Below are 12,748 nucleotides of genomic sequence, written 5' to 3' on the forward strand. Positions count from 1 at the left end.
ATTTGAAAGGCACATTTCCTATCCATTTTTAGAATTATTCTTCATTTGGCACAAGCTTCATTATACCAAATTTTCACCATTTAATACAGCCAAGCGCACCAAATTAAAGGCATGAAGAACTGCAATTTCGCGGACATCCGCCCGGCTACGTCCAGCGATATTGACTTGGACACTATCCACTCCATTTGGAGTCGCAAGTCCGATAAAGACAGTCCCTGCTGGGTGCCCTTCTAGACTATCTGGCCCCGCAACTCCGGTCAGGCTAACACCATAATCGGATCCTGTTAACTTACGGGCCTGTGAAGCCATGGCTTGAGCTGTAAAATGAGACACCACTCCATGTTGCTCTAACTCTTGAGCTGGAATAGACAACATCTTGCTTTTTTCTTCCAGACTATAGGTGACAAAACCACCAGCGAAGATGCTGGACGCACCTGAAAAATCTGCCAAAGTCGCTTGGAAAAGGCCAGCCGTCAGGCTTTCTGCAGCTGTAATGGTCTTGCCAGTCCCTTTCAAGAGATCAAAGGCCACCTTGGCCATCGAATTATCATCCCCATAACCGTAAAACAGTTCATGCAAGGGTTGATGATCCAGCGTGTGGCGTGATAAGATTTCCTTTTCTAAGACATCGAGCTTATCATTCGCTGAGGCTTGATCCTTTGCCTTTGTAGACAGACGCAAGGTCACTTCTCCCGTCTTGGCATAAGGAGCCACCGTCGGATCACTCTGCTCTTCAATGATATCTGCTAGGATCGTAACCAGCTGGCTTTCCCCAATCCCAAAGAAGCGCAAGACTCTTGAAAAGAGCTGTTCCCCTGTTGTCAAATGAGGCACCAATTGTTCATTGACCATGGGTTTTAACTCACTTGGTGGACCAGGTAGAACGACATAGGTCACACCATCGACTTCAATCAAACCTCCAACCGCGAGACCTGTACGGTTTTGAAGGGGGATTGAACCGGCAATCAATTGTGCTTGTCGCTCATTATTGGGCGTCCGGACATAATCAGGGCGACTGGCAAAGAAGGTGTCGAGTTTGGCAAGCGCTGTTGGATCAAAAACCAGTTCTTTCCCTAAAAACTTAGCAAGGGTTTGCTTGGTCAAATCATCCTCTGTTGGCCCAAGTCCACCACATAAAATCACCAAATCACTGCGTTTTGAAGCTGTCTCAATGGTCGAGAAGAGGCGACCTTCATTGTCTCCTACCGCCACATGATAATAGACATCAATCCCTAAACTAGCCAATTTTTCAGACAAGAATTGAGCATTGGTGTTGACAATTTGTCCTGTTAGAATTTCTGTTCCAACTGCAATAATTTCCGCCTTCATGGTGCCTCCTACTTATACTATTCGTAATTTTCATTTCATTTTAACACAATTTCCTAAATTATTAAAAAAACAGATTGAAGATAAAGTCCATTTTGGACAACTTTCTTCAATCCTTTTCTTTTAGTGTATAAAGTAAAAACTCTTAGAAATACCATTACATCAGCATTCCTAAGAATTTTAACTATGTGGCAATCAACTTCTAAAGGGCTATTTTCTATTGTTGATAGAGCTTATCCATATTCTGAAGCAACCATATCTAGTAGTTGCTTTTTTACTACTTTCTTGATCTAAAAGCCTTCTTCTGGCTCTAATTCTTGTTGTTTCCCCTCATTTTTTGTGATACAATAGCATCAATTTTTTCTAGGAGGATGAGATATGGTTTCTACTATTGGTATTATAAGTTTATCTAGTGGGATTATCGGAGAGGACTTTGTCAAGCACGAAGTGGACTTGGGGGTCCAACGACTCAAAGACCTGGGACTCAATCCTATCTTTTTACCTCATTCACTAAAAGGCTTAGACTTTATCAAAGAACATCCCGAAGCTCGCGCGGAGGATTTGATTCAGGCATTTTCTGATGATAGTATCGACATGATCCTATGCGCCATCGGTGGAAACGATACCTATCGCTTGCTACCTTATCTTTTTGAATATGACCAATTACAAAAAGTTATCAAACAAAAGATTTTTCTTGGCTTCTCGGATACGACCATGAACCATCTCATGTTGCATAAACTAGGAATCAAGACTTTTTATGGGCACTCCTTCTTTGCAGACATTTGTGAGTTAGACAAAGAAATGTTGCCATATAGCTGCCACTACTTTAAAGAATTAATTGAGACTGGTAGAATCTCAGAAATCCGCCCTAGTAACGTTTGGTATGAGGAACGGACTGATTATAGTCCCAAGGCTCTGGGAACACCTCGTGTCAGCCATGCAAATACAGGTTTTGACTTGTTACAAGGCAATGCTCAATTTGAGGGAGAAATCCTCGGTGGTTGTCTTGAGTCTCTCTATGATATTTTTGACAACTCTCTACACGCAGATAGCACAGACCTCTGCCAAAAATACAAACTTTTCCCTGACTTGTCAGACTGGGAAGGAAAAATTCTCTTGCTAGAAACAAGCGAAGAAAAGCCTGAACCTGACGACTTCAAAAAGATGTTGCGGACTTTAAAGGACACGGGCATATTCGCGGTCATCAGTGGACTCTTGGTCGGAAAACCTATGGATGAGACTTTCTATGACGACTATAAAGAAGCACTATTGGATATCATTGATAGCAATATCCCGATTGTCTATAATCTGAATGTCGGACACGCAACTCCAAGAGCAATTGTCCCCTTCGGAGTACACGCCCATGTAGATGCAACGGAGCAAGTCATCCACTTTGACTATAACAAATAAAGCTGAGAGGAATTTCTCAGCTTTTTTTCTATATTCTCAGATACTCTAGTTACCTATATTCACTAATCACCGTTTTTCCATTCACAAGCATTCTCATGATCATTGACCAGGCCTACTGCTTGTAGGTAGGACAGGACCGCAACGGGACCTGTAAACTTAAAACCACGCTTTTTGAGGTCCTTGGCTAGCTTCTCAGAAAGAGCTGTCTTCACTGGAGCCTGTCGGTAATCTGGAACATCATTGACGATGGTTTTCCCATCGACAAAAGACCAAAGATAAGCATCAAACGATCCAAATTCTTCCTGGACTTTTAAAAAGGCTTGAGCATTGGCCCGTGTCGCAAAGATCTTGGCACGATTGCGGATGATGGCTGGATTGTCTAACAAAATTTCCAGTTCAGAGTCGGTCATCTCTGCGACGCGTTGAATTTGGTAACCATGAAAAGATTCTCGGAAAGCCTGCCGTTTATTGAGCACCGTTTCCCAAGATAGACCGGCCTGATAGGTCTCCATACAGAGTAACTCAAAAAGTGCCTGATCATCATGCAGAGGCCGACCCCATTCTTCATCATGGTAGGCTACATAGAGAGGGTTATTCATTTTGACCCAACCACAACGTTTTGGCATCTTCTTCTCCTATTTGACCAACATCTTAAGGGCTGACTTGATATAGTTCTCTGCTGTATCGGTCGTTCCTTCAAAGAACTTCTTGATTTTCTTAAGTTCCGTTGCCTTGTAGCCCAATGCTAACATGGCTTCCATAGCTTCTTCAAGGGCTTGGTTTTCTTCTGCAACTTTGGCTTTGGACTGAGCCGGTGCATCTTCTAGATCAAGATTGATCTTACCTTCCAAGTCCAGCACCATCTGTTGGGCTGTTTTCTTGCCGATCTTTGGAAACTTGGTCAAGTAGGTGATGTTCTTGCTTTCGATGGCTTGGACAAGGCCTGCATTGTCATCTGCAGCGATAATAGCCAGAGCTGAGACAGGTCCAATCCCAGAGACTGAGATCAAGTTTAAAAAGAGCTTTTTCTCTTCTTCGGTTGCAAAACCATAAAGAAGGTGGGCGTCTTCCCGGACCACTTGGTGCAGGTAGACTTGCACCTCTTGGTTCATTTTGCCAGAGTAGGCATAGGGATTGGCCACATGCAAGAGATAGCCGATCCCAGCTGTTTCTACCACAATGTATTTAGCGGTGATTTTCGTTAAAATTCCTTTAATGTATTCGTACATAATCTTCCTTTATTGTTTGTTTAATACTTGCCCAATTCCCGTAGACTGGTGTGATTTTCTTGAATACGTCGGAACATCTTTTCCATGTCGGACTTGGTGAAGTTGACCAAGACCGGACGGCCATGAGGGCAGTTATAAGGGTTGTCACATTGGGACAGTTGGTAGATGAGATCGCGTGCAGAGTAATCGTCCAGTGTGTGATTGGCCTTGATGGAGCGTTTGCAGGACATCATGATGGCCAACTCAGCCCGGTATTTCTTGATGGACACTTCCTTGGTCAAAAGGAGCATATCACACATTTCATAGATGCCCGACTCGATCTCTTCTTCCTTCATCCAGATCGGATGCTCCCGTAAGATCAACTGGTTAGCTCCATATTCTTCTAAGTAGACGCCCACTTCTTCTAAGAGGTGCTTGCGCTGTTGCAGGCGGATCAGATCGTCTGTAGGGAACTCAAAGATATAAGGCACTAGCAGTTGTTGCTGACTGCCGTCTACGTTCCCGATGCTCTCCCGGTATTCTTCGTATTTGACCCGCTCTTGGGCCGCGTGCTGGTCAATGATATAAAGGCCTCCATTGCCTTGGGCAAAGAGATAGGTTCCATGCATCTGACCAAAATATTCCAACTCTGGGAAGGTCGAATGTTCTTCCCCATTCAACTTATCATAGGCCTTGTCTAGACTGGCCAGATCCAACTCTGGGTGGTCCAGTTCATCATAAACCGCAGTCTTTCTTTCTGCAAACTTGATCGCGCTTGTTGGTTTTTCTGCTGGGTTTTCTTGACTTGTAGAATCAGCAGTTACCTCATCTGTCAGAGGCCGTTGAGGATCTGCCACTTCTGGTCGAAGTTTGAAATCTTGACTCTCTCGGTCATAATAGAGACGGTTTTCCTTTAAAGGCAGGGTCGTCTGTACCGGTTTTTCTGTTCGACGAATGGTCGACTTGGCTAGATTTTCTAGAGCATCCGGAATCAGATCCTGCTCTTTCAAAGCATTCGCAATAGCCTGGGAGATCAAGGCCATCAGTTCCCGTTCTTTGGAGATACGAACCTCTTGCTTGGTCGGGTGAACATTGACATCCGCTAAGTAAGGATCGATCTGGATATTAATGATCGCGAGCGGGAAGCGGCCCACCATGAGTTTACTACCGTAGCCATCTAAAATAGCCCGATTGAGCAAGAAATTCTTGATGTAACGGCCGTTGATAAAGAGGCTGATGTAATTGCGATTGGCACGAGTCAATTCAGGCAAAGACACAAAGCCCGTCACTTCAAAATCTAGATCGCGATTTTCAATGGCCACCATCTTCTTGGCAGACGCCAGGCCATAGACACCCGCAATCGCTTGCCGGAGATTACCCGTCCCCGCTGTTTTGGTCATTTCTTTTCTATCATTGATCAAGGTAAAGGCAATCTCAGGATGGGCCAAGCTCAAGCGGTTGAGAATATCCACGATATGGGATAGCTCTGCCTGCTGGCTCTTTAAATACTTGAGACGAGCAGGTGTATTAAAAAAGAGATCTTCCACTGTGATCTTGGTCCCAACAGGGCTTGTCGCTGGCTCCAACTCCTCAATTTCGCCACCCTTTGCGACCAATTTGGTCCCGTGGGCAGCTCCTTCTTGCGCCGTTAGAAGGGTTAGAATACTAACAGAAGCAATGGAAGGCATGGCCTCACCACGAAAACCAAGCGTTCGAATACGAAAAAGATCCGCTTGACTCTTGATCTTACTGGTCGCATGTCGACGGAGGGCCAAAGCGACCTCATCGTGCGCAATTCCTTCCCCATTGTCTGTAATCCGAATCGACTTCAATCCTGCTTCTTCGATTTCAACAACGATCTGGCTAGCCCCAGCATCGATCGAGTTTTCAACCAATTCCTTGACCACACTAGCAGGTCGTTCAATCACTTCACCTGCCGCAATCTGATTGGCTAGGACTTCTGGCAATTCAATAATCTGTGACATGTCTGCTCCTTTACCTATTTTTTCACCGATACATGTAGCTCTATTATACCACAGATCCACAAGACTCCCTTTCTTAAAAAATGGAGGCCGGCCCCATCTTCTTCTTTAAAAACCGCATAGGCAAAGAAAACGACCACATGAACAAATCCCCTTGTCTTCCCTTTGGAAAAAGTGTTTAATAGTAGTGTAAAGAAGGAGCCGGGCTAGCAGGCCAACCGACTTTACCCAAAGGAGGGAGTACGATCTTATGAAAGTTGAAGTACAAATTGATTCCCACTTCCAAGAAGAAGCGGTGATGATCACAGCACCTGCACTGTCTGCGCGTGTAGAGAAAATCCGTGACTTTGTGGAAGAATTGGATCAAAAAGGGCGCTTACGTGCCAAAAAGGATGGGGAGGCTTACCTGATCGAAAGCCATCTATTCCAACGTTTTTACATTGAAAATCGGCAAGTAATTGGTGAGACTATGACAGATCAATTTATTCTGACTGGACCACTCTATCAGCTATCTGAAGACTTGCCGACCTGCTTTCTCAAAATTTCCCAATCTGAAATTATCAACACAAAAGAAATCGATCACCTACACTTTACCAGTGGAGGATCCGTTCAAATCTATCTTAAAAACGGGAGTCTGACCTACTCCTCCCGTCGTTACTTGAAAGCCATTAAGGAGAAATTATCATGCTAAAACAATCTTTTTCTGACGCCCTGAAAGGGATTCTCATCGGGCTCATCCTATCCATCTTCTTTTCCTATCTCTTCTCACCTGAGTTGTACCTTCCCTTAAGTCCCAACTCTGCAGTCGGCCGCTGGATGTTCTTGCATCATGTTCACGGCTCACTGGTCATGCTCTATTGTGCCCTCGTTTGGGGTGCGATTGGGGTCCTCTTTAGCTTCGGAAGTCTCCTCTTTCAAAAAGACTGGAGCCTCTTACGGGCTACTCTGAGCCATTACCTACTCATGTTACTTGGGTTTATTCCCCTAGCTACCTTGGCCGGCTGGTTTCCAGCACGACTCGGATTTTACCTCTCACTCATTGTCGAATTCACCCTCGTTTACGTGATCATCTGGTTGGTCTCTCATCATTTTTATAAAAAACAAGTTCAAGAAATCAATCAAAGCATTGCTAACCACTAATAAAAGAAAAAAGACTGGGCAAAAACTGTCCAGTCTTCGATGTTTAATAGGCATACCTGTATGACGCAGTGGTTGATTGGTATCTTTGTTCGCTTATTAAGCTCCAAAGATGACCTATGTGGACGGAAACAATGTTTCCTTTATCTGCAACCTCCAACAGTCTCCCAGATTGTTGGAGCTATGCGGGGGTGGGAAGATTGAAAAGGTTTGGGGAACCTTTTCAACCTTTTTTATATTGGAGTTCTTTCCCACTCCCTTTTTATAATTTCTTTTTCAATTCGGCGACTGCCATCATGACTTCCATCGGAGTCATATTGTAGAGATCCAGATTCTTCAATTCTGTGATCACCGTATTTTCTGCCTCCTCCTCAAAGAGGGACATTTGTTCAGCAACCTGCGAAGGTACTTCCTTTTTAGGAGTTGCATCCACAAGCGGTACTTGCTGGGCTTGTCCTTCGAGCTTGGTCAAAATCGCATCCGCCCGCTTCAGCAATTCTTCTGGCAAACCAGCGATCTTGGCCACGTGAATCCCATAGGACTTATCTGCTGGGCCAGGTTCAATCTTGTGCAAGAAGGTAACCTGACCATCTCGCTCCAAGGTCGCAACATGGACATTTTCCAAACGGGACAAGGTCTCTGAGAGAGCCGTCAACTCATGGTAATGGGTCGCAAACAAGGTTTTGGCTCCGGTCCGATCATGGATATATTCGATGATGGACTGGGCGAGGGCCATCCCATCATAGGTCGCCGTTCCCCGTCCCAACTCATCAAATAAAATCAAGGACTGGGGCGTCGCCTTGCGAATGGCGTGATTGGCTTCCATCATTTCCACCATGAAGGTAGACTGCCCCGATACCAGGTCATCAGCAGCTCCGATTCGAGTATAAATCGCATCAAAAATTGGCAACTCGGCCTTTTGCGCTGGAACATAGGAGCCAATCTGGGCAAGAATCACAATGATCGCCAATTGGCGCATATAGGTAGACTTCCCGCTCATATTTGGCCCAGTAATCAGCTGAATATCCCGTTCTTCATCCATAAAGATGCTATTAGGAATATAGGACTGGGCTCCCATCACTTTCTCAACAACTGGATGGCGGCCTTTGTCGATCGCGATTCGTCGTTCTTCATGAAAAAGGGGACGATTCAACTGTTGCGACTCAGCGACACTGGCTAGACTTTGTAAAACATCAACCGTCGCAATCGCCTGAGCTAACTGTTGCAGACGTTGGATATACTTGCCAACTTCTTCACGAATCCGCATAAAAATCGTATATTCCAGATTAGCAGACTTCTCACGCGCCTCTAGCATATCTCCTTCGATACGTGCCAATTCCTCCGTACCAAAGCGTTCTGAATTTTTCAAGGTCGCCTTGCGGAAAAAGTGAGCAGGAACGTGACTCAATTGAGAATTGGTGACATGGAAATAGTAGCCATCCTTCTTGTTGTAATCAATCTTTAGACCTGTAATGCCACTGGCTTCGCGCTCCTTGGCTTCAATCTCAGCAATCCAACCAGTACCATCTCGAAGAACGACACGGTACTGGTCCAATTGCTCGTCAAACCCAGTTCGGATGATATTTCCCTCCGTAATAACAGCAGACGCTTCCGGAGCAATAGCTGAGGTAATCAAGCGGTGCAACTCAGGAAGTTCATCCAAGCGTGCAATCAAGACATCTAAGACCGGATCACCAATTCCCAGTAGAATCGACTTGATCGTCGGCACATGCCCCAGAGTATCTCCTAGCTGCAAGAGATCCTTAGGATTGATCTTACCAAAGGAAACCCGACTCGCTAAGCGTTCAATGTCATAGACCCCTTTGAGGCTGTCGGTCAAATCGCTCCGTTCAAAGAAATGATCCATAAAGACCTGAATGATGTCCTGGCGCTCTCGAATCCGTTTCAAATCGACTAAGGGTTTCTGAATCCAGGACCGCAACAAACGACCGCCCATGGCCGTCTTGGTTTCATCCAAATACCAATACAAGCTACCATGTTTCTTCCCCGTTCGCGCATTCTCTGTCAAATCAAGACTAGCCTTGGTCGCAAAGTCCATCTGCAAGAAATCGCAAATCTCATAATGATGGGCTTTTTTGAGGTGACTCAATTCCCGCATTTGTGTCTGGTGGACATACTGGAGAAGTTTTCCAGCCGTTTTCTTTTCGAGCTCACTCAACTGATCCCCTAAGAGTTGAACATCGTCAAGCGCCGTCTCTACATGTGACAGCAAAAGATTCATCTGGCTAATAAACACACGCTCTTCCTGTTCTGGCAACTCATAACCCAGGACCACCTCACGCGCACGTAAATTGCGGATTTCTCCACAAACCATAGTGAAGTCATTGAGGGTCGTCACCTGAAACTCCCCTGTTACCAGATCCATATAGGCTAGCCCATACTCATTCCCTGAACGATCCAAGGCAACCAGGAAGTTATTCTCACTATCTGGCTTGGTCGAATCCACCACTGTACCCGGCGTAATCACCTGTACGACTTCACGCTTAACGACCCCCTTGGCTTCTTTGGGGTCTTCCATTTGTTCTGCAATCGCGACCTTATACCCCTGTTCAATAAGAACATCAATATACTGCTGGGCCGAGTGGTAGGGAACACCCGCCATAGGAATTGGATTCTCTGCATTTTTATTCCGTGAGGTTAAGGAAATCTCTAAAATTTGAGCTGCATTCACTGCATCTTCATAAAATAATTCGTAAAAATCTCCCATTCGAAACAGCAAAAAGGCATCCGGATAGTCTTTTTTGATATCTAGATACTGCTGCATTCCAGGGGATATTTTCTCTACTGCCATACTTCTTTATTCCTTACTCTTGCATCATTTTCTGACGCAAGCTCCATAGATGAAAACAGGAGTAGATAGCTCACTATCTTCCTCCTTTTGACATCTCTCTTTCTCTCCAACGGGGCTTGATTACTGCATCATCCCTAAAATTTCATTTTGAATTTCAATGGCTGCCTCTTGGTCACGGCAGACAATCAAGAGGGTATTGGCCCCTGCTACTGTTCCCAAAATACGCTCATCTGACATTTCATCTACACCATTGGCCAAGAGAGCTGCTTCTCCTAGCTCTGTCCGCAAGACCAAGGTGAATTCTGCTCGTGAGACAGACTTGGCGTGACTGGACAACATAATATAAATCTCTGCCACCTCAGGCTCATTTGGCAAAATATAATACAACTGGTCTTTTCGTTTCACCTTGACTAGACCCAGATCTCGCAAATCTCGTGACAGAGTTGTTTGCGTTACAGCAATGCCTTTTGCTTCTAATCGATCCTGAATCTCTTTTTGAGTCGATAATTTTTCATTTCGAATCATTTGTTGAATCAAAAGGTGACGTTCTGTCTTTTTCATTGGACCTCCACTTTTGAATAAATATACTTTAAATTATACCAAAAAAATTGAAAATTCGCTCAGAATTGTGTTAAAATAATAGTTAAAAGGACTAAGGAGCTAATATGAACAATAAAGAACTCATTGCTAGTGAATTGGCCAAAGTGATTGACTCTCTTGACCAAGATGCTATTTTAAACTTGCTTGAACAACCAAAATCATCTGATCTTGGCGACATTGCTTTTCCAGCCTTCTCACTTGCAAAAGTGGAACGCAAGGCTCCTCAAGCAATTGCTGCAGATATTGCTGAAAAGATCGACCAAAGCGCCTTCGAAAAAGTCGTTGCAACTGGACCTTACGTGAACTTCTTCTTAGACAAATCTAAGATCTCTGATCAGGTGATCAAATCCGTCATCGAAGCAGGGGCAGACTACGGTCAACAAGACGAAGGTCATGGCCAAAACATTACCATCGACCTTTCAAGTCCAAATATCGCAAAACCATTCTCAGTTGGTCACTTGCGCTCAACCGTTATCGGGGATGCTCTTTCAAACATCTTCCGCAAAATGGGCTACAACACCATTAAAATCAACCACTTGGGGGACTGGGGTAAACAGTTCGGTCTCTTGATGGTAGCCTACAAAAAATGGGGTAGCAAGGAAGCTGTCGAAGCCAACCCAATCGATGAATTGCTAAAACTTTACGTTCGGATCAACGCTGAAATCGAAAACGATCCTGAGCTTGATGATGAAGGACGTCTCTGGTTCAAGAAACTGGAAGATGGGGATCCAGAAGCGACTGAATTGTGGCAATGGTTCCGTGACGAAAGCTTGGTAGAATTCAACCGTATCTACAAACTCCTCGGTGTTGAATTTGACAGCTTAAACGGGGAAGCTTTCTACAATGACAAGATGGATGAAGCTGTCCAAATCCTTGAAGACAAAGGCTTGTTGAAAGAGTCTAAGGGTGCTAGCATCGTTGAGTTGGATGATGTCAACCTTCCACCAGCTATGATTAAGAAATCAGACGGTGCCACTCTTTACATCACGCGTGATATCGCAACCGCTATCTACCGTGCACGGACTTACAACTTTGTGAAAAACATCTATGCTGTAGGTCAAGAACAATCCAACCACTTCCGTCAGTTGAAAGCTGTTCTGAAGAAAATGGGATTTGACTGGAGCGACGATATGGTTCACGTTGACTTTGGTTTGGTGACAAAAAACCGCCAAAAATTGTCAACTCGTAAAGGAAATATCATCCTTCTCGAACCAACTCTTCAAGAAGCCATCTCTCGTGCCAAAGCGCAGATCGAAGAAAAGAATCCTGAATTGGAAAACAAGGAAGAAGTGGCACATGCAGTCGGTGTTGGTGCGGTTAAATTCTACGACTTGAAGACAGACCGCCGCAATGGGTATGACTTCGACCTCGAAGCCATGGTATCCTTTGAAGGAGAAACTGGACCTTACGTTCAATACGCTTACGCTCGTATCCAATCCATCCTTCGCAAAGCCAACTTCACACCATCTACAGATGCGACATACAGCTTGAGCGATCCTGAAAGCTGGGAAATCATCAAGCTTCTCCAAGACTTCTCTCGTGTTGTCAAACGTGCCGCTGAAAACTATGATCCATCCTTGATCGCAAAATATGCTATCAATTTGGCTCAGGCCTTCAACAAATACTATGCACACACTCGTATCTTGGATGAAAGCCCAGAACGCGAAAGCCGTCTTGCTCTTAGCTACTCAACAGCAGTAGTCTTAAAAGAAGCCCTTCGCTTACTTGGTGTCGATGCACCTGAGAAAATGTAATTTCTTATCTAATGATTGATAAGTAGAACATCTCTTATGGGAGTGAGAGGAGAAACTAAATGCGATTCAATTTAGTTCTTTCTCACTCCTTTTCTCATGTCCAATGCCCTTCATTCTCTACATTTTCAGATCCTTTATATACAGGAGAAATCTATGAATCAAACCGTTTACATCTTAATACTCATCAGTTTAGTGGTTCTCTTTTTATTTAACAAGTACGAAAGAGAAAAACTACAACGGCTCTTACAAGAGCAACTCTTGAAAGATCAAGCTTTCAAAGATAGCATCAAGGAAAAAATCCAAGAAACCGACAATATCAACGATGTCATCCATGCCATCAATAAAGACTATCGATTGGGGCTCCTACTTGCTAAAGAAATCACAGAAAAATTAAAATAAGCCATAGAAGAGGAGTCATATAAAATGTGACTCCTCTTCTATTCAGTCGCAACAAATAAGAGGCTGGGACAAAAGTCCTAGCCTCTCAATTATTTTTGGATTGTCGAGCAAGACGCAGTG

Annotated in this window: 11 protein-coding genes; 5 read left to right on the top strand and 6 right to left on the bottom strand. The window is 44.4% G+C overall.

What is annotated here, in order from left to right:
- Positions 1–60: 60 nt before the first annotated feature.
- Complete coding sequence (locus ADH92_RS01725) at positions 61–1,329, bottom strand: competence/damage-inducible protein A (protein ID WP_049496470.1); 1,269 nt, start codon at positions 1,327–1,329, stop codon at positions 61–63.
- Positions 1,330–1,704: 375 nt separating this feature from the next.
- Here ADH92_RS01725 and ADH92_RS01730 point away from each other — a divergent pair, with 375 nt between their 5' ends.
- Entirely contained in the window at positions 1,705–2,736 is a 1,032-nt protein-coding gene (locus ADH92_RS01730; protein ID WP_049496474.1) for a S66 family peptidase, read from the top strand.
- A 62-nt stretch (positions 2,737–2,798) separates the two neighbouring features.
- On the opposite strand, the gene ADH92_RS01735 is transcribed toward ADH92_RS01730, so the two are convergent.
- From ADH92_RS01735 to mutL, 3 genes are read right to left on the bottom strand one after another with little or no spacing between them, the layout of a single operon-like run.
- The gene (locus tag ADH92_RS01735) at positions 2,799–3,362 is read right to left on the bottom strand and encodes a DNA-3-methyladenine glycosylase I (RefSeq protein ID WP_049496478.1); all 564 of its coding nucleotides are present in this window, start codon (positions 3,360–3,362) and stop codon (positions 2,799–2,801) included.
- A gap of 9 nt (positions 3,363–3,371) precedes the next feature.
- The gene (gene ruvA, locus ADH92_RS01740; protein ID WP_049496482.1) at positions 3,372–3,965 is read right to left on the bottom strand and encodes a Holliday junction branch migration protein RuvA; all 594 of its coding nucleotides are present in this window, start codon (positions 3,963–3,965) and stop codon (positions 3,372–3,374) included.
- Between the two features lie 20 nt (positions 3,966–3,985).
- On the bottom strand, positions 3,986–5,929 hold the full coding sequence (gene mutL, locus ADH92_RS01745; RefSeq protein ID WP_049496485.1) for a DNA mismatch repair endonuclease MutL: 1,944 nt from the start codon (positions 5,927–5,929) through the stop codon (positions 3,986–3,988).
- A 247-nt stretch (positions 5,930–6,176) separates the two neighbouring features.
- Between mutL and ADH92_RS01750 the strand changes: the two genes are divergently transcribed.
- Together ADH92_RS01750 and ADH92_RS01755 are read left to right on the top strand one after the other, a co-directional pair.
- On the top strand, positions 6,177–6,617 hold the full coding sequence (locus ADH92_RS01750; RefSeq protein ID WP_049496490.1) for a LytTR family DNA-binding domain-containing protein: 441 nt from the start codon (positions 6,177–6,179) through the stop codon (positions 6,615–6,617).
- Positions 6,611–7,066 carry a DUF3021 domain-containing protein gene (locus tag ADH92_RS01755; RefSeq protein ID WP_049496494.1) on the top strand — a complete coding sequence of 152 codons (456 nt, stop codon included), beginning with the start codon at positions 6,611–6,613 and terminating at the stop codon, positions 7,064–7,066. The genes ADH92_RS01750 and ADH92_RS01755 overlap by 7 nt, the downstream gene beginning before the upstream one ends.
- A 259-nt stretch (positions 7,067–7,325) precedes the next feature.
- Here ADH92_RS01755 and mutS read toward each other — a convergent pair whose 3' ends face one another.
- Together mutS and argR are read right to left on the bottom strand one after the other, a co-directional pair.
- Entirely contained in the window at positions 7,326–9,875 is a 2,550-nt protein-coding gene (gene mutS / locus ADH92_RS01760) for a DNA mismatch repair protein MutS (protein WP_049496497.1), read from the bottom strand.
- A 120-nt stretch (positions 9,876–9,995) separates the two neighbouring features.
- The gene (gene argR / locus ADH92_RS01765) at positions 9,996–10,436 is read right to left on the bottom strand and encodes an arginine repressor (protein ID WP_023919910.1); all 441 of its coding nucleotides are present in this window, start codon (positions 10,434–10,436) and stop codon (positions 9,996–9,998) included.
- 104 nt (positions 10,437–10,540) lie between these two features.
- Here argR and argS point away from each other — a divergent pair, with 104 nt between their 5' ends.
- The gene (gene argS / locus ADH92_RS01770) at positions 10,541–12,229 is read left to right on the top strand and encodes an arginine--tRNA ligase (RefSeq protein ID WP_021154104.1); all 1,689 of its coding nucleotides are present in this window, start codon (positions 10,541–10,543) and stop codon (positions 12,227–12,229) included.
- A gap of 153 nt (positions 12,230–12,382) precedes the next feature.
- Positions 12,383–12,628: a hypothetical protein gene (locus ADH92_RS01775; protein WP_023919916.1), complete on the top strand. Its 246-nt coding sequence runs from the start codon at positions 12,383–12,385 to the stop codon at positions 12,626–12,628.
- Positions 12,629–12,748: the final 120 nt, after the last annotated feature.

Origin of the sequence: Streptococcus parasanguinis (assembly GCF_001073155.1) — a bacterium.
Taxonomy (GTDB): domain Bacteria; phylum Bacillota; class Bacilli; order Lactobacillales; family Streptococcaceae; genus Streptococcus; species Streptococcus parasanguinis_D.

What these genes read in the sequence shown, in the direction of transcription:
- ruvA (WP_049496482.1), bottom strand. Translation starts at nt 3,965, where the DNA reads ATGTACGAATACATTAAAGGAATTTTAACGAAAATCACCGCTAAATAC.
- ADH92_RS01755 (WP_049496494.1), top strand. Translation starts at nt 6,611, where the DNA reads ATGCTAAAACAATCTTTTTCTGACGCCCTGAAAGGGATTCTCATCGGG.
- ADH92_RS01730 (WP_049496474.1), top strand. Translation starts at nt 1,705, where the DNA reads ATGGTTTCTACTATTGGTATTATAAGTTTATCTAGTGGGATTATCGGA.
- mutL (WP_049496485.1), bottom strand. Translation starts at nt 5,929, where the DNA reads ATGTCACAGATTATTGAATTGCCAGAAGTCCTAGCCAATCAGATTGCG.
- ADH92_RS01735 (WP_049496478.1), bottom strand. Translation starts at nt 3,362, where the DNA reads ATGCCAAAACGTTGTGGTTGGGTCAAAATGAATAACCCTCTCTATGTA.
- argS (WP_021154104.1), top strand. Translation starts at nt 10,541, where the DNA reads ATGAACAATAAAGAACTCATTGCTAGTGAATTGGCCAAAGTGATTGAC.
- argR (WP_023919910.1), bottom strand. Translation starts at nt 10,436, where the DNA reads ATGAAAAAGACAGAACGTCACCTTTTGATTCAACAAATGATTCGAAAT.
- mutS (WP_049496497.1), bottom strand. Translation starts at nt 9,875, where the DNA reads ATGGCAGTAGAGAAAATATCCCCTGGAATGCAGCAGTATCTAGATATC.
- ADH92_RS01775 (WP_023919916.1), top strand. Translation starts at nt 12,383, where the DNA reads ATGAATCAAACCGTTTACATCTTAATACTCATCAGTTTAGTGGTTCTC.
- ADH92_RS01750 (WP_049496490.1), top strand. Translation starts at nt 6,177, where the DNA reads ATGAAAGTTGAAGTACAAATTGATTCCCACTTCCAAGAAGAAGCGGTG.
- ADH92_RS01725 (WP_049496470.1), bottom strand. Translation starts at nt 1,329, where the DNA reads ATGAAGGCGGAAATTATTGCAGTTGGAACAGAAATTCTAACAGGACAA.